The following is a 22,471-nucleotide window of genomic DNA, read 5'->3' as shown; positions in this document are numbered from 1 at the left end:
GGCTGGTCGAAGTGCACTCATCGGCGTTGGGGGGAATATGAAAAACGTCACTATATCTATGCGCCTATATGCGCTCGTCGCATTGTTTCTGGCAATCCTGACCGCAGCGCTGACATTCAGCCTGTTCGAAACCTTTGGCGAGATGGAACGCGAGCGCAAAGCCGGGCTTGCGGCGATGAACGAAACGGCCGTCGCTATTCTCGATCAATATTATCGCCTGGAACAAAGCGGCAGCTTGACGCGGGAGGCGGCACAGCAGCAGGCCAAGGTCACAATCGCGGCCATGCGGTATGGCAACGGCAGCGGTTATTTCTGGATCAACGATATGCACCCCAAAATGGTGATGCATCCGATCAAGCCGGAAATGAACGGAACCGATCTTACCGCCAACAAGGACCCGAACGGCAAGGCGCTGTTCGTTGAGTTCGTGAATACGGTCAAGGCGGGCGGTCAGGGTTTTGTCGATTATTACTGGCCGAAACCGGGTGCCCCGGAGCCGGTGGAGAAATTCTCCCATGTCGCCGGTTTCGCACCCTGGGGCTGGATCGTGGGTACGGGCGTTTATGTCGACGACCTCGAAGCGGTGTTCTGGAGCGACGCGTATTTCAACATCGGCCTGTGCATCTTGTCCGGCCTTGTCGTCATTGCCGTGGCCGCCGCCGTCGTGCGTGGCGTCACTCGACCGATCGATCTCATCCGGCAGAGCATGAAGCAGATCGCCGATGGCGACGGCACCGCCGAAATCCGCTTCGCCGATCGCCGGAACGAAATCGGCGCGATTGCCAAGACGTTGCTGGTGCTGCGTGACAGCGTCAATGAGCGCAGCGCCCTGCAGGCGCGTGAGGCCGACCAGCAGCGGGCGCTGGAGGAAGCGCGTCGGGGCAACGAGATGGTCCTTCGTTCCGCATCCGAGCGGCAGGCCCATGCCATGGAGCGTCTGGGGGAGGCGCTCGAGGCGCTTGCCAATGGGGATCTGACTGTTTCGCTGACAGATATCGGCGACGACTACGAAAAGCTGCGCACGGACTTCAATCGGGCCGTGGGTGCGCTCCATGGCGCCATCGAAGCGATTTCCCGGACCGGTCATGTCGTCAATGACAGTGCTGCAGATATCAGCGGCGCGACCGGCAATCTCTCGCGCCGGACCGAACAGCAGGCGGCGGCGCTGGAGGAAACGGCCGCAGCGCTTGACGAGATTACCGCCACGGTGCGCACCGCATCCGAACGGGCCAATGAGGCGCGGCAGATGGTGCAGGACACGAAAAGCAGCGCCGGCCGCTCAGGCGAGATCGTGCGCAACGCGGTCGATGCCATGGGCCGCATCGAGGAATCGTCAAAGCGGATCGGACAGATCATTTCCGTCATCGACGAGATCGCCTTCCAGACCAACCTGCTGGCGCTGAATGCCGGCGTGGAAGCGGCGCGGGCCGGCGAGGCCGGACGTGGTTTCGCCGTGGTGGCGCAGGAGGTGCGCGAACTGGCGCAACGCTCCGCCAATGCCGCCAAGGAGATCAAGACCCTTATCAATCGCTCGGCGGAGGAGGTCGGCGGCGGCGTCGCACTCGTCCGCTCCACGGGCGATGCACTGGAAGAAATCGTGGCGCTCGTAAACCGGGTCGAAGGTCACGTGAATTCCATCGCCACTGCGGCGCGGGAGCAGGCCACCGGCCTCCAGGAGATCAACACCTCCGTTAATCACATGGACCAGATGACGCAGCAAAACGCGGCCATGGTGGAAGAAACGACCGCCGCCAGCCAGACGCTCGCCGAGGAAAGCCGCCAGTTGCGCTCGCTTCTGTCGCGCTTCGAACTTGGACATGATACCGAGCGCGAGGTTTCGCGGGCGGCCTGACTTCAGGCGTCTCGATCTAACGAAGGGCGCGGTTCCGGCTGCGCCCTTTGTTTTGGGCTATCAGAACCAGCCATCCGTTATTTCCCGCAACCAATAAGGTTTCGTTTACCTCATTTCTTTAAAATTTGACCTGTATTGCCGCGGATTGCGGCCGCTGAAGGTACAGGTTCTCGTATGGCGTATGTTTCCCTTCCGCGTCGTCTTGTGACGTTGCTGATGATTTCCACGGTCATGGTGTCGTGTTCGGCGGAGGGCCTCGTGCCACCGGCGGAGGTGGACGGCACCACACGCGTGAGCGCAATCCGTTCGTCGCGGCAACAGGGCTACAGCGCGCCGGCAGGTGCCTTCCATCAGGTTGAGCGGGCCGGACAGAGCAACGATTATCCCACGGCCATATCGCAGCCGATGCCGGAGCCTTATGCTTCGCAGGATCCGCTGCTGCAAATGCGCCAGGCAGGGCAGGGTTATTCCACCCTCGACGCACAGCATCAGGCACGCATGGCGGCTGGCGGTCATGGCAATCTGCCGGTGCAGGCGACGCAAAGCCAGGAGATACCCCCGCAGCAAATGGCCAGCAGCCAGATTGCCGAGGGCGAAGGCGGCGTGAACATGGATTCCATGCTCGGCGTGGAGCCGGTGCGGGGACTGGCGGAGGAGCAGGATGCCGAAATCGCCGAGGGGGCTTCGGCCCAGCCGGTGGTGGACGGTATCGGCACCGACAATCCGGTTGCGGTTTCTCCGGCGCGGCGCCAGTCCGGGCTCATTCCGCCGCCGCCACCCGGATCGTCCTCCCGCCGCCAGCCGGTGGAAGAGGTGGCCATGCTCATGCCGAATGATCCGACCGTTCGCGGCGGACTTCAGAGCGACCGGTCCATGCCGCCCGGCATCATGCCGTCTTCGGAGGTTGCCTGCCGCGCCGAGCTTCGCCGTCTGGGTGTCGCTTTTCGCGACGTCGCCCGTATTGCCGACGGGCCGACCTGCGGCATCGATTACCCGATCGAACTCAGCGGTCTCGCCAGCGGCGTCGCGGTTCGTCCGGCGGTGAAGCTCAATTGCCAGGTTACGCTTGCCTTTGCGAAATGGGTGAAGTTCGAACTCGTACCGTCCTCGCGTTTCCGCTATCTCTCCGGCGTCGGCCGCATAACGCCGATGGGTGGTTATTCCTGCCGCAAGATGAATTCCCGTTCCAGCAATCCGTGGTCGGAACATGCGCGGGGCAACGCCATCGATATCGGCACCATCACGCTGAAGAACGGCAAGGAAATCGATGTCCGCAAGAAGAGTTTCTTCGCTTTCCGCGAAAAGGCACTACTGAAGGCCGTCAGATCGGATAGCTGCAAATATTTCTCCACCGTTCTCGGGCCGGGCAGTGATCCCAACCACTGGAACCATTTTCACTTCGACCTGCGTACCCGCAAGTCAGGTTACAGGCATTGCGATTAAGTCGCGCCGTTGGAGGTTGGCGGCTGAGTTTGAAAGCGTCTCCTCCGTCATGCTCGGGCCTGTCCCGAGCATCTGCAACGCCGCTATTGGCGATACTCGGCACAAGGCCGAGGATGACGTCGAACACGGAGTGCGGCTTGTCATAGGGCTGCCGCCGATGACATAGGCGCCGGATCTTTGGATATGGTCGGAATGACGAAGCTTGAGGATGTTTTGCTGCCGCTAGCTCGATAATCGCCCGCCACATTCCCACAAAAAAAAGACCGGCCCGAAGGCCGGTTGAAGAAGACAGCCTTATCGGGGGGATATCGGCGTCTTTGCAAGGGCATGAAATGGGAAGCGATCCCACAGAACGGTCCATCCGGCGCGGATTTGCGGCAAAAGATGTCGCGCCGTACTGACCTGCGGCCAACATGGCTTGCCGCCCTTTTCTGATACGCTATGAGCGTCACATGTTTGTGACAACGGCCTTCGGGAGCCTGCCTTCATGCCCCCAGTTTCAGAGATAATGATCTTCGCTGCGGCACTTGCTGCTGCGGGTGTGGTTGCAGGCCTTCTGGCTGGCCTGTTCGGTATCGGCGGCGGCGCGGTGCTGGTGCCGGTTTTTTACCAGGTCTTCGGACTTCTGGATGTGCCTGAGGCGGTGCGAATGCATCTTTCGCTCGGAACGTCTCTCGCCATTATCGTGCCGACGTCCATCCGCTCGTTCCTGACGCATCGCCAGAAGGGCGCCGTCGATATCGAGCTTCTGAAAGGCTGGGTCGTCGCCGTGCCGCTTGGCACCGTTCTCGCCTCTATTGTTGCAGCCTATGCCTCGAGTGTGGCGCTGCGCCTGATCTTTGCCTTCATCGCGCTCGCGCTTGCCTTCCGGATGATCTTCAACCGGGCGAGCTGGCATCTCGGTTCCGATCTGCCGCCAAACCCGGCCCGTTTTCTGGTGGGCACCGGCATCGGGCTGTTTTCCGGGCTGATGGGCGTGGGCGGCGGGGTGATGAACAACACCTTCATGACGCTTTACGGACGCAGCATTCATCAGGCGGTTGCCACCTCTTCCGGTGTCGGCGTGTTGATTTCGCTGCCGGGGCTTGCGGGTTACATCTGGGCCGGCTGGGGCGATGCGGGGCTGCCGCCATTTTCCACCGGCTTCATCAACTGGATCGCCGTGGTGCTCCTGATCCCCATTACCCTTGTCGTCGCGCCCTATGGTGCACGGCTGGCGCATGCGCTCAGCAAGAAGCAGCTGGAGCGGGCCTTCGGCGTGTTTCTGGTTTTCGTCGCAGCGCAGTTTTTCTATAGCGTCTACGGCTGATTTTCCGCTCCCGCCGAACGCAGTGTTCAGTCCGCCGGGCTGGCATTTGCAACCTCTGCGGTCTATATGGCGTTCATCTTACTCGGTTTTTCGAAAGAATTCGCCATGAATGCCATTGTTTCGATACGGAATCTGACCAAATCCTACGCAAATGGCTTCCAGGCGCTCAAAGGTGTCAGCCTCGATATCCGGGAGGGGGAGATACTCGCTCTTCTCGGTCCCAATGGCGCCGGCAAGACGACACTGATCTCGATCATCTGCGGTCTCGTCAATCCGGGTGACGGTTCGGTGCTGGTTGGCGGGCACGATGTGGTGAAGGATTTTCGCCAGACCCGCGCCCTCATCGGCCTCGTGCCGCAGGAACTGACGACCGACCAGTTCGAGACGGTTTGGAACACCGTCAGCTTTTCGCGCGGACTACACGGACAGAAGAAGAATTCGGAGCTGATCGAAAGCATCCTCAAATCCCTGTCGCTCTGGAACAAGAAGGACAACATGCTGCGGGAGCTTTCCGGCGGCATGAAGCGGCGTGTGCTGATTGCCAAGGCGCTGGCGCACGAGCCGAAGGTCCTGTTTCTCGATGAGCCGACGGCGGGCGTGGATGTGACCCTGCGCCGCGACATGTGGAATGTGGTCTCCGAGCTGCGCGCCAAGGGCGTCACCATCATTCTCACCACGCATTACATTGAGGAGGCGGAAGAAATCGCCGACCGGGTGGGTGTCATCAATGGTGGCGAATTGCTGCTGGTGGAAGAAAAGACGGCGTTGATGAAGAAACTCGGCCGCAAGCAGCTTTTTCTTGAGCTTTCCCAGCCGGTGGAGACTTTGCCGAAAAGTCTCGCGCCCTTCGGCCTCACGCTTTCCGAAGATGGCTGCACCATTACCTATGAAATCGAGGATAATGGCGAGCAGGGCCGCATTGCCGATGTCCTGAGCGCGCTTTTCGCCGCCAACATCCATTTCAAGGATATTTCCACGCGGCAGAGTTCGCTCGAAGATATCTTCGTTTCGCTGGTGGGAGGCCAGAAATGAATTTCGAAGCCATCAAGTCCATCTACCTGTTCGAAATGGCGCGCACCCGCCGCACCCTGCTGCAAAGCGTGGTCTCTCCGGTCATTTCCACCTCCCTTTATTTTATCGTGTTCGGCACAGCGATCGGTTCGCGGATTCAGGAGGTTGGTGGGGTTTCCTATGGCGCTTTCATAACGCCCGGCCTCATCATGCTGACGCTTCTGACGCAGTGCATCGGCAACGGCTCCTTCGGCATCTACTTCCCGAAATTCACCGGCACGATCTATGAAATCCTCTCCGCACCGGTGGCGATGACGGAAATCCTTGTCGGCTATGTCGGAGCGGCGGCGACAAAGGGGCTGATGATCGGTACGATCATCCTGATAACCGCGTCGTTCTTCGTTGATATCAGCATCGCCCATCCGTTCATGATGATCCTGTTTTTTGTGCTGACGGCTGTGAGTTTCAGCCTGTTCGGCTTCATCATCGGCATCTGGGCAACGAATTTCGAGCAGTTGAACCTCATTCCCATGCTGGTGGTGCCGCCGCTGACCTTCCTCGGCGGCAGCTTTTATTCCATCGACATGCTGCCGCCCTTCTGGCAGACGGTCAGTCACTTCAATCCGGTGCTTTATCTCATCAGCGGCTTCCGCTGGAGTTTCTACGAGATCGCTGACGTCAATCCCGTCATCAGCCTGGCGATGATCACGCTGTTTCTGGCGCTATGCCTAGGCGTTGTCGGCTGGATGTTCAAGACAGGGTATCGGCTGCGCAACTGATCAGAAACGCTTTCCCGAAAATTGGACGCCCGGCTTGCGCCGGGCGTTTTCGTATTCAAAGCACAACGCGAGCGCAGGTCAGGCGACCTGCTTCTGCGCCACTTCCTCGACAACCTCACCCTCGAGATAGGAAACGAGGTCCTTGATCGTCACGACCAGCAGGCCGTGGCGCTCGGCGAAGACTTCGAGCTGGGGCAGGCGGGCCATGGTGCCGTCGTCATTGGCGATTTCGCATATCGTGCCGGAGGGGAACTTCCCGGCGAGACGGCAGAGATCAACGGCGGCTTCGGTATGGCCCGTGCGTCCGAGAACGCCCTGCGGGTTGGCGCGCAGCGGGAAGATATGGCCCGGGCGAGCGAAATCTTCGGGGCGCGAGCCTTCCGATACCAGCGCGCGCACGGTCTTTGCGCGGTCGGCGGCGGAAATGCCCGTCGTGGTGCCGGGAATGTAATCCACCGACACGGTGAAGGCCGTCTTGAGGGATTCGGTATTGCGCGACACCATCAGCGGAATGTCTAGCGCGTCGAGGCGCTCTCCGGGCATGGCCACGCAGATCAGCCCGCGTGCATGGTTCATCATGAAGGCGATCTGCTGGGGAGTGATGCTGTCGGAGGCGGCGATGATATCGCCTTCGTTTTCGCGATCTTCGTCGTCAACCACAATCACCATCTCGCCGCGGGAAATGGCGTTAATGGCGTCTTCAATTCTGGCAACTGTCATTCTATTTCAAGCCTTTCAAGGGTTATGCCGTTTTGCGGCATTTTCGCGCTTCGAGAAGCGCCAAATATCCCTTGGGCGAACAATGCAATACGAAGCCCGCTAACGCGCAGGCGTCCCATGCCTTGTCCTCTTCCATCCGGACTATACCGTCGGCTCCGGCCTCTCACCGGATCTGCTGACCTTCCGGCTTTGGAAACCGGAAGCGCTCGCGGGCTCCGGGAAAGTCCCGATACCGCCGGTGGGGAATTGCGCCCCGCCCTGAGAACAGCAACAACTTAAATTATCAAATGCGAGGGAATCAAGGGGCAATGGCCCGCCGCAGCCCTTGCGCGTGAAAAGAATATCCCGATTGCAGACGCGACGAGGAATTTCCTTTCCGGTACCAAGACGTGAGAAAACTCCCCGAAATGAATCTCGAGGGGGCAGTGCTCACCGATCCCGCAACCGCAATTCGTCGGTCTGCATCTGCAGCGAACCAAGCGTCGACAAAAAGCTCATGCCAAGCAGGCTCTGGCCCAATTGGCCATCCTGGGCGACGAGGGCGGGGATGTTGCGTCGTATGATCGGGCCAATGCTGATTTCCGACAGCGTGACGGGTGCTGCTGCCGTGCGGCCATTGGCGGTCATTACCGGTACGGTATAGCGAAGATTTGTGGTGTCGATGCCGATTGCGGTCGCATCCGCATTTGCGAGCACCACGGAGCTGGCGCCTGTATCGACCAGCATGTGGATCGTCCTGCCCTCAATCCCGACATTCGCTTCGAAGTGGCCGCTCATGGATTTGTGCAGCACGATTTCCTGCTCGCCTGCCGATGTTGTCACCACGACGGCGCGGCCGGGCATCAGACCGCCGAGCAGCCGGTCGCCGAAGGATTGCAGGTCATAGCGATAGAGATAGAGCGAGACGAGGCCGAGGATGATGACGAGCCAGACGGCGAGCTGCCGGATGACGGTGCCGAAGTTGCCGCGTCTTCCCGCCAGAATGCCGGCCGACAGCAGCCCTGCGATGGGCAGAAGATAAAGGACCTGGGCAAACTGATCATTATCGATACCGAGCGTTCGGCCACCATTGTGATTAACGACGAGCAGGCCAAGGCCGACGGCCAGCAGAAGGAGAACGATGGTCAGTCTGTTCATGCGGTATGTGTCTCCTTGGCGGACTCGGACAGATTTGCCAATCTTTGCGGCAGCGCGCGCATGATCAAGCGGCGCGTCTCGTCGCTATAACCCGTCCAGCCGCCGATTTCATCCAGCGTGCGGCCGCAGCCGATGCAGAGAGTGTGGGTCGTGTCGAGGCGACAGATCTGGACGCAGGGTGTTTCCATGGTGATCTATATCAGGCCCTCATGCCGCAAGGGCAAGTGCGACGAGAATCACGATCTCCGTGATCTGCTGGCAAGCCCCAATGGTATCCCCGGTATGGCCGCCAATCTTCCTCTCGCACAGCCTGCCGAACAGCATGGCCGCGATGACCGCCACCGCCAGCACAAGCGCGATCTCAAACAGTGGCAGCGCGTGCAGCGTGAACAATATGAAGAGAAGAAGCCCGGCGGCCAGCGCGATGTTGCGTTCGCTTTCTCCGGGCTGGCCCGCATTGACGGCGATGCCGGAGGTCTTGGCGGCGAGCAGGGACTGCCAGTGCCACACCATCAGCGCGCGGCTCGTGACAAGCGCTGCAATCAGACAGGCGGCAGCGGTTTTGCCCGGTAGGGTTTCGATCAGCGAGGCGAGTGCAGTGGCGCGGAGCGCAAAGGAAAGAACCATGGCAATGGTGCCATAACTGCCGATACGGCTGTCCTTCATGATTTCAAGCATACGCGCCTTGTCCCGGCCGCTGCCGAAACCGTCGGCCATGTCGGCAAGCCCGTCCTCATGCAGCGCGCCTGTCATGAGCGCCGTCAGGCCGATGGCGAGCCACCCGGTGAGCTGCGGAGAGGCATCGAAGCGCGCAAACACGACAACCAGGAAAGCGGCGGGCAGGGCGATCAGCAGTCCCGCGGCGGGGAAGGCACGGGCGGCCCGGCCCATCGACACGCCCGAGTCGCCTTCGAAGAATCGCGAAGGGACGGGCAGGCGGCTCAGAAAGGCGAGGGAATGCATGACATCTGTTATAAAATCCCGGGCCTTCATGCTCTCTCCGTTGCAGTCGCTGCATTTCCGGTTGTTCCGCGGCGCATCCGCTATTATGAGAGGCGCAACAAAGACCGATTTGCCGGAAAACACAAGTTTCCGGACGCATGAGCCGATGCGAAAGCCAGACCGGCTATGAGAGAGACTGATATCATGAGCATGAGCGGATTGCCCTTCGATGATTTCCGCGCGCTGCTGCGCGAGCTTCCCGGCCCGGACACGCACGCGCTTGTTGCGGCGAAGGAGCGCAATGCGCAGCTGACGAAACCTGCCGGTTCGCTCGGCCGTCTCGAAGAAATCGCCATGTGGCTTGCCGCCTGGTCCGGCCGTTCGCCTGCCGTCAACCGTCCGCTGGTGGCAATCTTCGCCGGAAATCACGGCGTGACCCGCCACGGCATCACGCCCTATCCGACGTCTGTGACCCAGCAGATGGTGGAAAATTTTGCCGCCGGTGGCGCGGCGATCAACCAGATCTGCGTGGCCAATGATCTCGGCCTGAAGATTTTCGATCTGGCGCTGGATTACCCGACCGGCGATATCACCTGTGAACCGGCGCTTTCGGAGCGTGACTGCGCCGCCACCATGGCCTTCGGCATGGAGGCGATTGCCGGCGGCACCGATCTTCTCTGCGTCGGTGAAATGGGCATCGGCAATACCACGATAGCGGCTGCGATCAATCTTGCGCTTTATGGCGGCACGGCGGAAGAGTGGACCGGTCCGGGCACCGGTTCGGAAGGTGACGTCATGGCCCGCAAGATTGCGGCGGTGAAGGCGGCGGTAGAGTTCCACAAGGACCACCTGTCCGATCCGCTGGAAATCATGCGTCGTCTCGGCGGACGCGAAATCGCGGCGATTGCAGGTGCCATTCTTGCTGCGCGCGTCCAGCGCATTCCCGTGCTGATAGATGGTTATGTGGCAACGGCCGCCGCGGCGCTGCTGAAGGCTGCCAATTCCTCTGCGCTCGATCATTGCCTTATCGGCCATGTCTCGGGTGAGCCCGGCCATCTGGCAGCCATCGAAAAGCTTGGCAAGACGCCGCTTCTGGCGCTTGGAATGCGTCTTGGCGAAGGCACCGGTGCGGCCCTTGCCGCCGGCATCGTCAAGGCCGCCGCCGCCTGCCATTCCGGCATGGCGACGTTTGAGGCAGCGGGTGTCGACACACGCATCACCGCGCCCACCAATCATTGAGGCTGAAGATGGACGCGACGCCGCACATGCCACCGCCAGAACCGGTCTTTCGTAAAGAAAAGGGCTGGCGGCATCTGTTCGCTGCCGCGCGCTATTCCCTGCAGGGGCTCGGTCGGCTTTGGCAGGAAGCTGCCTTTCGTCACGAAGTTCTTGCCTTCTGCGTCGGGCTTGGCCTGCTTCTGGTCGTGGGCGCGCCGTTTGCGCATCTTCTCGTTTTCACGGTGTTGATGCTGCTTTTATTCTCGGTGGAAGCGCTCAATACCGCCATCGAGGAACTGGTGGACCGCATTTCGCCGGAAATTTCCTCCGTGGGCCGGCACGCCAAGGATCTCGGCTCCTTTGCCGTCTTCTGCCTGCTGATGGCGAACGGATTTTTCGTGCTGTATTCGCTGGTGACGACGCTGTTCTTCTGAGGTTGCCAGCTTCAAGGCATTTCCAGGTGGAAAGCCGGGCGACGCCTTCCTGTGGGCGCCTTAAGCGAAGGACCGTCGGCGTGGCTGGATGGCATGGGTTTCTTCGACCGCCGGCAGGCTCTGGAGCACGCGTTTCGCGGGCAGGATGGCGATGCCTTCCGTGCCCTCACGCAGTTTGGATTTCAGAATGAACTGGCCGTCATGCTTGGCGAGGATGGCCTGAACGATGGGCAGGCCAAGGCCTGTTCCCTGCTCGGCGCTCTTGATCGCGATTGATCCCTGACCGAAGGCTGACAGCACCACCGGAATTTCCTCCTCGGGAATGCCTGGGCCATTGTCCCTGATCGACACATATTGGCCGCCGCCGGCCGTCCAGCCCGCCTTTACGAGAATTTCTCCACCCTGCGGGGTGAACTTGACGGCGTTGGACAGCAGGTTGAGGACGACCTGGCGGATCGATTTTTCGTCCGCCCAGACCTGCGGCAGGCTGTTTTCAAACTGCTGGGAGATCCTGATGTTCTTGGCGCGGGCGCGAAGCTGGATCATGCCGATGCAATCTTCGGCGATTTCCAGCATCGAGATCGCTTCTTCGTTCAGGTCATAACGGCCCGCCTCGATGCGCGACAGGTCGAGGATTTCGTTGATGAGATCGAGCAGATGCTGGCCGGAGCGGTGGATATCGCCGGAATATTCCTTGTAGAGCGGATTGTTGAGCGGCCCCAGCACCTCCGAGGACATGACCTCGGAGAAGCCGAGAATGGCGTTGAGGGGCGTGCGCAGCTCGTGCGACATGGAAGCGAGAAAGCGCGACTTGGCCAGATTGGCCTCTTCCGCGCGTCGCCGCGCCTCGTCGGAAACCGAATTGGCGACTTCGAGCTCGGCGATCAGGTCGTCCTTTTCCGTCTGCGAGGAGAGGAGCTTGATGCTGGTCTGGTAAAGCCGGCTGGTGATGCGGTGGCAGAACAGGATCGCCATGCCGAACATCAGCGCAAGACCGACATCGAATGGATCGCGCGAGAAGACAGAGGTGACGCACAGAGCCGCCAGCACCGGCAGGAAAGTCATGAAGGTTGCCCGCCGCAGCATGAAATTGGCCGTGGCGGTGAGCGAGAGCGCGATCAGCAGCGTCGAGCCCTTGAAGAAAAGCACGAGCGTCGGGTCATTACGCGTTGGCTCCGCCAGCGAGAACATCGCCCAGATGCACCCGATGACGATCTGCATTCCGAGAAAAAGATTTTTCCAGTGCAGGAGGTTTTCGGCGGTGATTTCCTGTTTTGCAGCCCGTTTGGCGAGCATCAGCGAAATGGCGTGGAAACTCAATGCAGCCAGCGACCAGATGATGAGGCTGATATCGCGGGTTATGTAAACGCCAATGATGGAGGCAAGCACGATGAAAAGCGGCATGATCATCGCGCCCTGCAGGGTCTCGGCGATGTGCATGGTCAGCATCTCGCGTTCATAGGCATCGCTTGCGCCTGCACCTTGCTGCAAGCGTTCACGCGTCGTCTTCACCGCGTCGAAAACCGCCTTGTTGCGATGTTTTTTCGAGCGGTCGACGATGATCTTGTCGGTGGACGTGCTGACGCTTTTACTCATTGTTACAACGCAGGGTGACATGAACCCTTGCAGACTACGCCCAAAATCTTAAGAAGATGCTGCCGTGAAAGGATTTGTTTGCCATCTCTGACAAGGGTTTGTTGTTACATGAGACGAAATGGAGGCAGGCGCGGGGGTTTTTCCGCAGTCCGCGACGGCGGCCTGTTCCTTGCTACGGTTTTTCTAGGGGTTCTGATTGCCGCCAAGCTCGATCATATCAACAGCGAAACCTATGGCGGCCGCTTCTTCGTGATTGATGGCGACACGCTCTCCAAGGGCAGGGAACGCTTCCGGCTGCTCGGCATCGATGCGCCGGAGCTTGCGCAGACATGTCTGCGCGGGGGCGAAAGCTGGCCATGCGGCGAGGAGGCGCGCCGTGTTCTGCAACGGCTGGCCGCGCCGGCGGATTTCTCCTGCTCCGGCAGTTCCAGAGATCGATACGGGCGACTGCTCGTCTATTGTTCCGCCGGCGGCAGGGATGTTTCGTCGGACATGGTGTCGGCCGGTTTTGCCGTCGCGTCGGGATATTTCCAGTTTTCGAGCGAGCAGGAAGCCGCGCGCAGGCAGGCGCTTGGCATCTGGGCGGGAGAATTCGAAAAGCCCTCGCAGTGGCGGAGGGATCACCGTGCCGCGGATATGGAAACGCCGGCGGCGGGTTTCCTCACCATCGTCCGCCATCTTCTGGGGTGGGATCATGGCTGAAGGAGAGAGGGTTGGGCCAGTGCATGATGATGGGCTGGACGGGCTGCGCGGTGAGATTGCCCGCTGTCGTCTCTGTCGCGACATGCCGCTCAAGGGAATGGCTGACCGCCTGCCGCATGAACCCCGGCCCGTGGTCGTCATGTCGGCAAGAGCACGCATTCTGATTGCCGGGCAGGCGCCAGGGCTGCGCGTGCATGAAACGGGCCTGCCATTCAACGATGCTTCCGGCGACAGGCTGCGCCAGTGGCTGAATGTCGACCGGGAGACATTTTACGATCCGGATCGTTTCGCCATCGTTCCCATGGGGTTCTGTTTTCCCGGTTATGATGACAAGGGAAGCGACCTGCCGCCACGGCGGGAATGCGCCCCGCACTGGCGCACGCGGGTCATGGCGGCGATGCCGCAGGTGGAGCTGATCCTCGCGATCGGCCAATATGCCCAGGCTTTTCACCTGGGTGAAAGACGATGCAAAACCATGACCGAAACGGTGCAAAACTGGCGCAGCTATCTTCACGCCAATTCCGGCCCCGGCATTCTTCCTTTGCCGCATCCGAGCTGGCGCAACACGGGGTGGCTGAAAAAGAACCCGTGGTTTACGGAGGAACTGTTGCCGGTTCTGCGAGAATATGTGGAAATGCGGCTTTGGTGAAACAATTTTCTGTTTTTCCGCAAAAATTAGTGTATTGAAAGGAAATTAATTCAGGAGGGTAGACGCATTGGATCGCCTAGACCGTAAGATTTTGCGCATTCTGCAAGAGGATTCCACGCTGGCTGTTGCCGATCTGGCGAAGAAGGTCGGCCTTTCCACGACGCCCTGTTGGCGGCGTATCCAGAAGATGGAAGAAGACGGCGTCATCCGCCGGCGCGTGGCCCTGCTCGATCCGGTCAAGGTCAATACCAAGGTCACGGTTTTCGTCTCCATCCGCACCGCCTCCCATTCCATCGAATGGCTGAAGCGCTTCTCCGAAGTGGTTTCCGAATTCCCGGAGGTTGTCGAATTCTACCGTATGAGCGGTGATGTCGACTATCTGCTGCGCGTGGTCGTGCCCGATATCGCCGCCTATGACGCTTTCTACAAGCGGATGATCGCCAAGATCGAAATCCGCGACGTCTCCTCCGCCTTTGCGATGGAGCAGATCAAATATACGACGGAACTGCCGCTCGATTACATGCTGCTGGATAATCCTAAATCCGGCGAAGAGTGATCCGTCGCCGGTCAGTTTTTGATCAACGCCCTTTCCGGCCGCCGGGGAGGGCGTTTTAATTCGTGGGTGGTTTTTTGGGCGTCGGTCGGGCCTGCCAGGGCTGATACTGTCGGAAGGTCCGTCCGGTAGCTGCCGCAGAGGCACGACAATTCTATTTCGCCGGTAACGGCAAATTCGCACATTCAATTCTCTCAACGCCGTCTGCGCGCAAACCAGGATTTTGATAAAATCGCTCGAATATCTACGCTTTTACTGTCGAAGGATGGAATAGCGAGGGATATCCATATGCTGACACGACGCGGAACATTGGGATTGATTGCGGGTGCGACCGGGGCGGTGTTTCTGCCGCATATCCGGCGCGCAAGCGCCGCAACCACGACGTTGCGGATTGGCTGGCAGAAGAATGGCGTGATAGCGCTCGCGAAGAGCCAGGGCGCGCTCGAAGCGCTGCTGAAGGATCGCGGCATCGAGGTCAAGTGGTCTGAATTTTCCTCCGGGCCGCCGCTTCTTGAAGCGCTGGGTGCCGGTGCGCTGGATATAGGCCCGACCGGCGATGTGCCGCCGCTTTTCGCGCAGGCCGCCGGCGGCAATCTGCGTTATGTCGGCACCTACAAGGCGGCGGCAGGCGGATCGGCGATCCTCGTGCAGAAGGATTCGCCGCTGAAGACGCTCCAAGACCTAAAAGGCAAAAAGGTCGCCTTCAAGCGTGGCTCCAGCGCCCATAACGTCACTGTGAAGGCGTTGCGAAAGGCGGGGCTGACCTTGGCAGACATCACGCCCGTCGATCTTGCCCCGCCGGATGCGGCGGCCGCCTTTCGAAGCGGCAGCATCGATGCCTGGTCGATCTGGGATCCCTATTTCGCCGTGGCGGAGAAAGAGCCGACGACGAGGGTTCTCTCGACAGCCGAAGGCATCGTCGATCCGTGGAGCTACTTCCTAGCCAATGGCGATTTTGTTGAAAGTAATCCCGATCTCGTGCCGCTGATTCTGAAGGAACTGGCGAATGTGGGTGCGAAAGCGCAGACCAACATCGACGCGACAGCCAAGTCGCTGTCGGCCATCACCGGTGTCCCCGAGGATGTCACGAAGGTCTCGCTGACGCGCCCCGGTGCCGATCTCGGACGGGTCTCGCTGGTTCCGGATGAAGCCATCGCCTATCAACAGGCGCTTGCGGACGAGTTCTACGATCTGAAGATCGTGCCGAAGAAGCTCAAGGTGGCGGATATCGTCTGGCGCCCGAAGGCGAGTTGATGGGCGGAAAGTGGAGTCTCTTCAACCGGCTGGCGGATCTTGCTCAGAGGTTGATTCAGGCCGTTGGTGTTAAATGTGAGGCGATTGGATGCCGCTTGTTTCTTCTCCCCGTGGGGGAGAGGTTCGCGGCAGCGGGATGAGGGGGCGAGGGTAGAGATAGACCGAGAGCCAGCCCCCTGATCCGACCCTTCGGGCCACCTTCTCCCCGGCGGGGAGAAGAAAATTGCCGCCACGTCGGGCACCAGCCATGACCTTTGTGAAGGACGAGGCTTATCCACTATCGATGTCGCATCAGCCCTTGAGCTTTGCAATCACCAGATGACCGGGCGTCGGATTGCCGTCCTGCATGCGCACATTGATGTCGGTCACTTCAACCACCTCGAAACCGGTCGCCGCCAGTCTTTCGCGGACATAGGTTTCGGCATGGGCGAAACGCTGGTGCGGGCCGACCATGTAGGGGCGCCCGGCCATGATTTCTTCGGGCAGGGTCTCCGAAGAGAAGATCAGCAGGCCGCCGGCATTGAGGTTTTCGGCGGCGCCGAAAAACAGCGGTTCCAGCGCGCCGAGATAGGGCAGCACATCGGTGGCGGTGATGATGTCGAAGGGCTCGTCGTCATTGTCCTCAAGGAAATCCTCAACTTCGGCGACATAGAGCGTCTCGTAGAGGTCCTTTTCATGAGCGATCTCGACCATGTTTTCGGAAATATCGATGCCGGTGATGTCGTCAGCCATATCGCGCAGCGCTTCACCGGTGAGGCCGGTGCCGCAGCCGAGATCGAGCAGGCGTTTGAAAGGGCCGAGATTGAGCGTCTGCAGCCGCTGGCGCACCATCATGGGCACGGCGTAACCCAGTTGCTCGACAAGAATATCCTCGAAGGCTTCGGCATGCTGGTCGAACAGGGTTTCGACATAGGCGTCGGGCGCTTTGGACGGCTGTTCGCCCCGGCCCATGGCGGCGATGCGCACGGCTGCGCCACCGTGATCATCGGGATCGATGGCGAGGACTTCCTCATAGGCCTTCACCGCCGCGTCCACATCACCGGCCTTTTCAAGCGCGAGTGCGCGGTTATAGGCCTCGGCGAGCGCCTCTTCGTCGATCTTCTGGTTCTTGGTCATCGTGCCTTATCCGTCAGCGTCTTCAATTGACGTTTGCTGTAAGCCGCATCGGGGACCGGCGCAATGTTTATGTGGTGTGAGGGCTTAGTGGAGGATGAACTCCCCTTTGAGCGCGCGCCATTCCTGCGCCGAGATAACCTGCCGGTGCACATAGCGGACGGAGTGCAGGGGGCCGTCGAGCTTTTCCTGCCAGAACTTGAGGAAGCCGTGCATTTCAGGAAAATCGGGGGCCAGATCGTAATTCTGCCAGACGTAGGTCTGGAGAACCAGAGGATGGTCCGGCAGGCGGTAGAATATCTGGGCGGTGGTGAGGCCATAGCCTCGCAGCATCATTTCCATGTCCTTGTTCATGAGGGCGGTTCCCATATCGATGATGACCGATCACAGCATTGCCGCTGTATCTGATATGGGAACACGGCATGGTTAACCCAACCTTGCCAAAGGCAGGGTTGCGTCACAAATTTGTTATATTTTTCAAAATGTTGGCAGCCTCTTGTGATGAGTGCTGCCAATCCTGCGGCTCAACGCTTGAGGTGTCGCGTCAGTCGGGCTTCCAGCCAGGCCCAGACATGCCGCAGCGTTTCGACGATCGTGAGATAGAAGATCGCGGCCCAGAGATAGGCCTGATAATCGAAGGTGCGGGAAAAGGCGTAACGGGTCTGGCCCATCAGGTCGAAGACGGTGACGATGGAGACCACCGCCGAACCCTTGATCATCAGGATGATCTCGTTGCCATAGGGGCGCAAAGCGACGATCAGCGCCTGCGGCAGTATGATCTTTCGGAAAGTGATGAACTTGGAAATACCGAGCGACGCCGCCCCTTCGTGCTGGCCGCGCGGCACGCTCTGGATCGCCCCGCGCAGGATCTCCGCCTGATAGGCGGCGGTGTTGAGCGTCAGCGACAGGAGGCCGCAATACCAGGCTTCGCGGAAGAACCACCAGAGATCAACGGCTTCCAGCGCCGGGCGAAAGCTGCCGAGACCGTAATAGATCAGGAAAAGCTGCGCCAGCAGCGGCGTGCTGCGGAAGACATAGACGTAGGCATAAGCGAGCGCGCCAATGACGCGATTTTCAGACATGCGGGCGAAAGCGATCGGCACGGACAGGATGGCGCCGAGAATGATCGAGCTGCCGACCAGCGTGATTGTGGTGATGAGGCCATCGATATAACGGGGCCCATACCGTTCAAATTTGTCCCAATCCCAACCCTCGATCATCGCAAATAACAGCCCGGCGGCGAGAAGCAGCCAGAGCGTAATGACAGCGATGCCGACGACACGGGAGATGTTCAGCGGTTTGTCCGCAACGATGGGCGCTGGGCGTGGCGGAATGAGTTCCTTGATATGGCTCATCGTCTGGCCTCCGACTTGCGCGACCAGCGATCTATGAAACCGATGCCGATGGATGAGAGGAGCGCGAGAATGAGGTAAAGCAGGCAGGCGATGCCGTAGAAAAAGAAGGCTTCCTTGCTGACGCGGGCGGCGATGCCGGTCTGGCGGATGATATCGGCAAGGCCGATGATCGATACGTAGGACGTGTCTTTCAGCAGGATGACCCACAGGTTTGTCATGCCGGGAAGGGCGATCCGCACCAGCTGCGGAATGATGATGAGCACCATGGTGCGGCTGCGGGAAAGTCCGAGTGCGTCACCCGCCTCATATTGCCCTTTCGGTATGGCCTTGAAGGCCGAGAGAAGCACCTCAGACGCATAGGATGAAAACACCACCGAAAGCGCCACCATGCCGGCAACGAAGGCGTTGATTTCGATGGGGCCGGTAATGCCGATGTAACCTGCCACGGATTGCAGCAGCATCTGGATGCCGTAATAGACGATGAAGAGCGTCAGCAGTTCGGGTAGGCCACGAAAGATGGTGGTATAGATTCCGGCGGCCAGCCGAAGCGATTTTTCTTCCGATTGCGCGGCGAGCGCGATCAGGAAGCCGATCAATAGCCCGACTGGCAGGGTGGCAAGCGCCAGCGAGATCGTGACCTTGACGCCGAAAGCGATTTCATCGCCCCAGCCCGCATCGCCGCAGGCGACGAGAGTGCCGTTTCCGAAAAGCGAGAAGAGACCGACCGGCCCGCAGAAGGGATCGAGAAGTGTCGAGACATAGGTCCAGAACGCACCTATGGCGGAAAATGCTCCGCTCATGCCAATTTTCCCCTGCGGTCTTAAGCCGCCGTGATTGTTATGGTGACGTTTTCAAACAAAAATGGCGGAAGGGCAAGCCTTCCGCCACGAGATTTCAACAGATCGAACCGGCTTACTCGCCGTAAACGTCGAAATCGAAGTATTTTTTGTTGATCTCCTGGTACTTGCCGCTGGCGCGGATGCCGGCAATGGCAGCCGTGAACTTGTCGGCCAGCGCCGTGTCGCCCTTGCGAACGGCAATGCCTGCGCCGTTGCCGTTGATGTCGACGTCGACCTTGAGCGGTGTCAGGATCTTGCAGCACTTGCCGGCATCGGTCTTCAGCCATTCCGACAGCACGACGATATCGTCGATGACGGCGTCGATACGGCCATTGGCGATGTCGAGCTTATATTCGTCTGCGGTCGGATACATCTTCACGTCGGAATCCGGGAAGTGTTTTTCAGCGTAGTTGGAGTGGGTGGTGGAGCCCTGTGCGCCGAGCGACTTGCCCTTGAGATCGTCAAGGGACTTGATCGGCGAATCCTTCGGCACGGCGATCGCCGGCGGCGTGTTGTAATATTTCTTGGAGAAGTCGACCTTCTGGAGACGTTCCGGGGTGATCGACATGGACGCGATGATGGCGTCGAACTTCTTGGCCTGAAGGGCGGGGATGATGCCGTCCCAGTCATTGGTCACGAAGGTGCACTCGGCCTTCATTTGTTCGCACAGCGCCTTGGCGATGTCGATATCGAAGCCGGTCAGCGTGCCGTCGGCTTCGAGATTGTTGAAGGGCGGGTAGGCGCCTTCGGTGCCGATGACGATCTTGTCCTGCGCGAGAGCCGCGCCGGAAAAGAGCGAGATGGCGGCAATCGATACGGCTGCGAGCAGACGGGTGGAAATAGGCATTTCGATCCTCTCTTTTGGTCGTTCATCCGCGGTCTGTTGTTGTTTTCAGTGCGGACGCCATGGGCGCCAAGGCGCGGCAGGACGGAGGATACCGCCTGTGGCCTTCAGCGCGGATGTGATTATTCATCCGCTTGGTCAAAAAATGCAACTGCAATATTAGCGACCTTCTTTGTGCCGCAGAGCCTCCACGAAAAGGCCTTGATCTGTTCATTTCCGGTACAGAAGGCTTTGGTCATCATGGGAACCGGAGCGTGTGTAAGGCGTTGAACAGCGCCTGCGTGCCAAGCCGGGCCCACGACGTCGCGTCATTCGCGACCCATAAAATGACGGCAGATGAGGAAGCACTGATGCTGAAAAAGAAAAACACATTGCTGACCGGGGTGGTTTTTCCACTCATGTCTCTCGCGATCGCGGTTGAGCCAGCAGCGGCAGGCTTTGCCGGCGCGGCCCGCGCCCAGGCGCCTGTTTCTCAAACCGCGCCCGGCCAGATAATCCTGGCGCAGGCGGAGCCGGCGCAGGAAAACCCCGAAGAAGAACTCAAGAAGAAGCGTCAGCGCGCCGAAGAGGCGCAACCTGCCGAACCGAAGCGTGAAGAGCGCGCACCGGAGCCCCAGCGCGAGCCGGAGCCCAAGCGCGAAGCGCCGCCGGAACCACAGCAGCGTGAGGCCCGCCCGGAGCCTGCGCCGGCCGAGCAGCCGCAGGAGCGTCCCCGCAAGCCTGAACGGGCGCAGGAGCCGCAGGGCGAGGGTGAACAGCGCCCGGCTCGTCAGCGTGAGGCCGCGCCTGAAGCTGCGCCTGCCGAACAGCAGCCGAAGGAACGTCCGCGCAACCCGGAACGGGCCGAGCAGCCTGCAGGCGAGGGCGAACAGCGTCCCGAGCGTCCCCGTAAGGAGCGCGCGAAAGAGCCTGCGGCCGAACAGGAGCCAGCAGCTCGCCCTGAAAATGCTGAGCAGCCGGCCAAGTCCCGTGAGCCGGCACCCGCCAAAAAACCGGCAGTAGAGGAAAAGGCCCCGGAACAGAAAGCCGAACCGGCCGAAAAAGCCGTTCCCGAGGAAAAGCCTGCCGCTCCCGAGCCCGCCGCGAAGGAAGCACCTGTTCCGACAGAAGCGCCGACCCCCGCGCGCCCGCCTGCACCTGAGACCCAGCCAAACCCTGCACCTGGCCGCCAGCCTTCCGAACAGCCGCCGGTAGAAGGTCAGGGTAGGACGGAACCCGCAGCCCCGCTGCCAGGCGCGCCGACCCCGCCGCCGAGCGGTGCGACGACCGGGCAGGCGCCTGCCGGCGAACCGGTGCCGAACCAGGTTGCCGTTCCGCAGACGGAAGCCCCGCCGATGACGAAGGAGGAGCTGGACAAGGCCAAGGCGATCGCCAAGGACCCGTCCAAGACGGCCGACACCGTCATCCTGCCGGTCGACAAGGGTGCTGCCGTTCTCGACAGCGACAAGGAAGTGGAGCGCTCCGGCAACCGCCAGACCCGCGAGGAACGCCGTCGTGAACGCGAACAGGCCGGCGACTTCAAGGTCCCGACCTCCGACGCCGAGGCGCAGCGCGCCGGTGCTGCTGAAGGCAAGGCTCCGCCGCCACCCGTAAAGCTGGAAGCCATCACTTCCCAGCAGGGCGAGCGCATCGACCGCCGCCCGCAATATGAGCGGCCGGACGGTGTACGCGAATGGCAGCCGCGCGAGGGTCGCCCGCGTGATCGCGATGGCGATGCGCCGATCATCCTGCAATTCGGTGACCGCGTCGTCGTTCGTGGCGATGACAACCAGCGCTTCATCCGCGATGGCGGCGAGCCCTATTACGAGCGCCTGCAGGGCGGCCGTGTCCGCGAAACCGTGGAGCGCCGGGATGGCACGCAGGTCGTGACGATCCGCAACCGTTATGGCGACGTGATCCAGCGTTCGCGCATTGACGATCGCGGCCGCGAATATGTGCTGTTCTACGCACCGGAGCTGATGGAGGATCCGGACCGCGATTACGTTTATCGCGACCCCGGTCTCGATCTTCCGCCCATGCGTCTGCGCATTCCCGTGACGGACTACATCATCGACACGTCGAGCGATCCGGATCGCGATTATTACCGCTTCCTGGAACAGCCGCCTGTCGAGCCGGTGGAACGTGTCTATTCGCTGGATGAAGTGCGCTATTCGGCTCGTATCCGTGACAAGGTGCGCCGTATCGACCTCGATACGATCACCTTCGCGACCGGCAGCGCTGAAATCCCGATGGCGCAGGCTCGCTCCTTGCGCAAGGTGGCCGACGCAATCAACAAGGCGCTGGAAAAGAACCCGGCGGAAACCTTCCTCATCGAAGGCCATACCGATGCCGTCGGTTCGGATGAAAGCAACCTCGTACTGTCTGACGAGCGCGCTGCCTCCGTCGCCAACGTGCTGACCGACGTCTACGGCATCCCGCCGGAAAACCTCGCGACGCAGGGTTATGGCGAGCGTTACCTGAAGGTCCAGACACTCGGCCCGGAACAGCAGAACCGCCGCGTCACCATCCGCCGCGTGACGCCGCTGGTGAAGCCGGTCGCTCAGAACTGATCGGGTTCAAATAGAAAAACAAGGCCCGGAAGCGAAAGCTCTCCGGGCCTTTTTTATTGCTTACGATGTCCCCAGCGCCGAGGCGTTTGGCAGAACTTGATCATCCGCAATCCGTCACCCCGGACCAGATCCGGGGTCCAGCGTGATCAAGTCCTTGATCACGAAAGACTCT

22 protein-coding genes and 1 riboswitch are annotated in these 22,471 nt (G+C 60.4%); of the genes, 12 read left to right on the top strand and 10 right to left on the bottom strand.

Going from position 1 to position 22,471, the window contains the following annotated elements:
• Positions 1 to 37: 37 nt before the first annotated feature.
• From ACZ47E_RS07850 to ACZ47E_RS07830, 5 genes are all read left to right on the top strand, one after another.
• The gene (locus tag ACZ47E_RS07850; protein WP_278066851.1) at positions 38 to 1,852 is read left to right on the top strand and encodes a methyl-accepting chemotaxis protein; all 1,815 of its coding nucleotides are present in this window, start codon (positions 38 to 40) and stop codon (positions 1,850 to 1,852) included.
• 174 nt (positions 1,853 to 2,026) lie between these two features.
• Complete coding sequence (locus ACZ47E_RS07845) at positions 2,027 to 3,295, top strand: extensin-like domain-containing protein (RefSeq protein WP_045533815.1); 1,269 nt, start codon at positions 2,027 to 2,029, stop codon at positions 3,293 to 3,295.
• A gap of 487 nt (positions 3,296 to 3,782) precedes the next feature.
• The gene (locus ACZ47E_RS07840) at positions 3,783 to 4,604 is read left to right on the top strand and encodes a sulfite exporter TauE/SafE family protein (RefSeq protein WP_037092974.1); all 822 of its coding nucleotides are present in this window, start codon (positions 3,783 to 3,785) and stop codon (positions 4,602 to 4,604) included.
• Between the two features lie 105 nt (positions 4,605 to 4,709).
• On the top strand, positions 4,710 to 5,636 hold the full coding sequence (locus tag ACZ47E_RS07835) for an ABC transporter ATP-binding protein (protein WP_278066850.1): 927 nt from the start codon (positions 4,710 to 4,712) through the stop codon (positions 5,634 to 5,636).
• On the top strand, positions 5,633 to 6,394 hold the full coding sequence (locus ACZ47E_RS07830) for an ABC transporter permease (protein WP_004442548.1): 762 nt from the start codon (positions 5,633 to 5,635) through the stop codon (positions 6,392 to 6,394). The genes ACZ47E_RS07835 and ACZ47E_RS07830 overlap by 4 nt, the downstream gene beginning before the upstream one ends.
• Before the next feature lie 78 nt (positions 6,395 to 6,472).
• On the opposite strand, the gene ribB is transcribed toward ACZ47E_RS07830, so the two are convergent.
• From ribB to ACZ47E_RS07810, 4 genes are all read right to left on the bottom strand, one after another.
• On the bottom strand, positions 6,473 to 7,114 hold the full coding sequence (gene ribB, locus ACZ47E_RS07825) for a 3,4-dihydroxy-2-butanone-4-phosphate synthase (protein ID WP_004442547.1): 642 nt from the start codon (positions 7,112 to 7,114) through the stop codon (positions 6,473 to 6,475).
• Positions 7,115 to 7,234: 120 nt separating this feature from the next.
• Positions 7,235 to 7,384, bottom strand: a riboswitch (FMN riboswitch).
• Positions 7,385 to 7,543: 159 nt separating this feature from the next.
• Positions 7,544 to 8,251, bottom strand: a complete 708-nt coding sequence (locus ACZ47E_RS07820) for a TIGR02281 family clan AA aspartic protease (protein ID WP_278066849.1) — start codon at positions 8,249 to 8,251, stop codon at positions 7,544 to 7,546.
• A complete protein-coding gene (locus ACZ47E_RS07815; RefSeq protein WP_006697635.1) occupies positions 8,248 to 8,439 on the bottom strand; it encodes a DUF1289 domain-containing protein in 192 nt (63 codons plus the stop codon). The genes ACZ47E_RS07820 and ACZ47E_RS07815 overlap by 4 nt, the downstream gene beginning before the upstream one ends.
• Positions 8,440 to 8,458: 19 nt before the next feature.
• Entirely contained in the window at positions 8,459 to 9,244 is a 786-nt protein-coding gene (locus tag ACZ47E_RS07810; protein ID WP_278066848.1) for an adenosylcobinamide-GDP ribazoletransferase, read from the bottom strand.
• 153 nt (positions 9,245 to 9,397) lie between these two features.
• Here ACZ47E_RS07810 and cobT point away from each other — a divergent pair, with 153 nt between their 5' ends.
• Both cobT and ACZ47E_RS07800 read left to right on the top strand, forming a co-directional pair.
• Positions 9,398 to 10,432, top strand: a complete 1,035-nt coding sequence (cobT, locus tag ACZ47E_RS07805) for a nicotinate-nucleotide--dimethylbenzimidazole phosphoribosyltransferase (RefSeq protein WP_004442543.1) — start codon at positions 9,398 to 9,400, stop codon at positions 10,430 to 10,432.
• 26 nt (positions 10,433 to 10,458) lie between these two features.
• Positions 10,459 to 10,845, top strand: a complete 387-nt coding sequence (locus ACZ47E_RS07800; RefSeq protein ID WP_373887379.1) for a diacylglycerol kinase — start codon at positions 10,459 to 10,461, stop codon at positions 10,843 to 10,845.
• A gap of 60 nt (positions 10,846 to 10,905) precedes the next feature.
• Here ACZ47E_RS07800 and pdhS2 read toward each other — a convergent pair whose 3' ends face one another.
• Positions 10,906 to 12,441 carry a two-component system sensor histidine kinase PdhS2 gene (gene pdhS2 / locus ACZ47E_RS07795; protein WP_173614720.1) on the bottom strand — a complete coding sequence of 512 codons (1,536 nt, stop codon included), beginning with the start codon at positions 12,439 to 12,441 and terminating at the stop codon, positions 10,906 to 10,908.
• Positions 12,442 to 12,549: 108 nt separating this feature from the next.
• On the opposite strand from pdhS2, the gene ACZ47E_RS07790 reads away from it, so the two are divergent.
• The 4 genes from ACZ47E_RS07790 (at position 12,550) to ACZ47E_RS07775 (ending at position 15,599) form a co-directional block, all read left to right on the top strand.
• Positions 12,550 to 13,143, top strand: a complete 594-nt coding sequence (locus ACZ47E_RS07790; protein WP_173614719.1) for a thermonuclease family protein — start codon at positions 12,550 to 12,552, stop codon at positions 13,141 to 13,143.
• Complete coding sequence (locus tag ACZ47E_RS07785) at positions 13,136 to 13,792, top strand: uracil-DNA glycosylase family protein (protein ID WP_278066847.1); 657 nt, start codon at positions 13,136 to 13,138, stop codon at positions 13,790 to 13,792. Before ACZ47E_RS07790 ends, ACZ47E_RS07785 begins: the two co-directional genes overlap by 8 nt.
• Positions 13,793 to 13,859: 67 nt before the next feature.
• The gene (locus tag ACZ47E_RS07780) at positions 13,860 to 14,348 is read left to right on the top strand and encodes an Lrp/AsnC family transcriptional regulator (RefSeq protein ID WP_003507846.1); all 489 of its coding nucleotides are present in this window, start codon (positions 13,860 to 13,862) and stop codon (positions 14,346 to 14,348) included.
• Between the two features lie 285 nt (positions 14,349 to 14,633).
• Entirely contained in the window at positions 14,634 to 15,599 is a 966-nt protein-coding gene (locus tag ACZ47E_RS07775) for an aliphatic sulfonate ABC transporter substrate-binding protein (RefSeq protein ID WP_004442522.1), read from the top strand.
• A 291-nt stretch (positions 15,600 to 15,890) separates the two neighbouring features.
• On the opposite strand, the gene ACZ47E_RS07770 is transcribed toward ACZ47E_RS07775, so the two are convergent.
• The 5 genes from ACZ47E_RS07770 to ACZ47E_RS07750 form a co-directional block, all read right to left on the bottom strand.
• Positions 15,891 to 16,715 (bottom strand): class I SAM-dependent DNA methyltransferase, encoded by an 825-nt coding sequence (locus ACZ47E_RS07770; protein WP_006697640.1) that lies wholly within the window; start codon positions 16,713 to 16,715, stop codon positions 15,891 to 15,893.
• Between the two features lie 84 nt (positions 16,716 to 16,799).
• The gene (locus ACZ47E_RS07765) at positions 16,800 to 17,066 is read right to left on the bottom strand and encodes an usg protein (protein ID WP_004442513.1); all 267 of its coding nucleotides are present in this window, start codon (positions 17,064 to 17,066) and stop codon (positions 16,800 to 16,802) included.
• A 170-nt stretch (positions 17,067 to 17,236) separates the two neighbouring features.
• A complete protein-coding gene (locus tag ACZ47E_RS07760) occupies positions 17,237 to 18,067 on the bottom strand; it encodes an ABC transporter permease (RefSeq protein ID WP_112766794.1) in 831 nt (276 codons plus the stop codon).
• Positions 18,064 to 18,867 (bottom strand): ABC transporter permease, encoded by an 804-nt coding sequence (locus ACZ47E_RS07755; RefSeq protein ID WP_022556506.1) that lies wholly within the window; start codon positions 18,865 to 18,867, stop codon positions 18,064 to 18,066. Before ACZ47E_RS07755 ends, ACZ47E_RS07760 begins: the two co-directional genes overlap by 4 nt.
• A gap of 112 nt (positions 18,868 to 18,979) precedes the next feature.
• A complete protein-coding gene (locus ACZ47E_RS07750; RefSeq protein WP_004442506.1) occupies positions 18,980 to 19,753 on the bottom strand; it encodes an ABC transporter substrate-binding protein in 774 nt (257 codons plus the stop codon).
• 347 nt (positions 19,754 to 20,100) lie between these two features.
• Between ACZ47E_RS07750 and ACZ47E_RS07745 the strand changes: the two genes are divergently transcribed.
• Complete coding sequence (locus tag ACZ47E_RS07745) at positions 20,101 to 22,299, top strand: OmpA family protein (RefSeq protein ID WP_278066846.1); 2,199 nt, start codon at positions 20,101 to 20,103, stop codon at positions 22,297 to 22,299.
• Positions 22,300 to 22,471 lie beyond the last annotated feature (172 nt).

This window comes from Agrobacterium sp. 5Ca39 (assembly GCF_055382365.1).
The sequence above is the reverse complement of the archived record's forward strand: the minus strand, read 5'-3'. Positions and strand labels throughout refer to the sequence as shown.

Excerpts from the sequence above, each read along its gene's own strand:
- ACZ47E_RS07775 (WP_004442522.1), top strand. The coding sequence starts at position 14,634 with ATGCTGACACGACGCGGAACATTGGGATTGATTGCGGGTGCGACCGGG.
- ACZ47E_RS07765 (WP_004442513.1), bottom strand. The coding sequence starts at position 17,066 with ATGAACAAGGACATGGAAATGATGCTGCGAGGCTATGGCCTCACCACC.
- ACZ47E_RS07800 (WP_373887379.1), top strand. The coding sequence starts at position 10,459 with ATGCCACCGCCAGAACCGGTCTTTCGTAAAGAAAAGGGCTGGCGGCAT.
- ACZ47E_RS07815 (WP_006697635.1), bottom strand. The coding sequence starts at position 8,439 with ATGGAAACACCCTGCGTCCAGATCTGTCGCCTCGACACGACCCACACT.
- ACZ47E_RS07750 (WP_004442506.1), bottom strand. The coding sequence starts at position 19,753 with ATGCCTATTTCCACCCGTCTGCTCGCAGCCGTATCGATTGCCGCCATC.
- ACZ47E_RS07790 (WP_173614719.1), top strand. The coding sequence starts at position 12,550 with ATGAGACGAAATGGAGGCAGGCGCGGGGGTTTTTCCGCAGTCCGCGAC.
- ribB (WP_004442547.1), bottom strand. The coding sequence starts at position 7,114 with ATGACAGTTGCCAGAATTGAAGACGCCATTAACGCCATTTCCCGCGGC.
- ACZ47E_RS07850 (WP_278066851.1), top strand. The coding sequence starts at position 38 with ATGAAAAACGTCACTATATCTATGCGCCTATATGCGCTCGTCGCATTG.
- pdhS2 (WP_173614720.1), bottom strand. The coding sequence starts at position 12,441 with ATGAGTAAAAGCGTCAGCACGTCCACCGACAAGATCATCGTCGACCGC.
- ACZ47E_RS07820 (WP_278066849.1), bottom strand. The coding sequence starts at position 8,251 with ATGAACAGACTGACCATCGTTCTCCTTCTGCTGGCCGTCGGCCTTGGC.
- ACZ47E_RS07755 (WP_022556506.1), bottom strand. The coding sequence starts at position 18,867 with ATGAGCGGAGCATTTTCCGCCATAGGTGCGTTCTGGACCTATGTCTCG.
- ACZ47E_RS07760 (WP_112766794.1), bottom strand. The coding sequence starts at position 18,067 with ATGAGCCATATCAAGGAACTCATTCCGCCACGCCCAGCGCCCATCGTT.
- ACZ47E_RS07745 (WP_278066846.1), top strand. The coding sequence starts at position 20,101 with ATGCTGAAAAAGAAAAACACATTGCTGACCGGGGTGGTTTTTCCACTC.
- ACZ47E_RS07830 (WP_004442548.1), top strand. The coding sequence starts at position 5,633 with ATGAATTTCGAAGCCATCAAGTCCATCTACCTGTTCGAAATGGCGCGC.
- cobT (WP_004442543.1), top strand. The coding sequence starts at position 9,398 with ATGAGCATGAGCGGATTGCCCTTCGATGATTTCCGCGCGCTGCTGCGC.
- ACZ47E_RS07785 (WP_278066847.1), top strand. The coding sequence starts at position 13,136 with ATGGCTGAAGGAGAGAGGGTTGGGCCAGTGCATGATGATGGGCTGGAC.
- ACZ47E_RS07835 (WP_278066850.1), top strand. The coding sequence starts at position 4,710 with ATGAATGCCATTGTTTCGATACGGAATCTGACCAAATCCTACGCAAAT.
- ACZ47E_RS07810 (WP_278066848.1), bottom strand. The coding sequence starts at position 9,244 with ATGAAGGCCCGGGATTTTATAACAGATGTCATGCATTCCCTCGCCTTT.
- ACZ47E_RS07840 (WP_037092974.1), top strand. The coding sequence starts at position 3,783 with ATGCCCCCAGTTTCAGAGATAATGATCTTCGCTGCGGCACTTGCTGCT.
- ACZ47E_RS07845 (WP_045533815.1), top strand. The coding sequence starts at position 2,027 with ATGGCGTATGTTTCCCTTCCGCGTCGTCTTGTGACGTTGCTGATGATT.
- ACZ47E_RS07770 (WP_006697640.1), bottom strand. The coding sequence starts at position 16,715 with ATGACCAAGAACCAGAAGATCGACGAAGAGGCGCTCGCCGAGGCCTAT.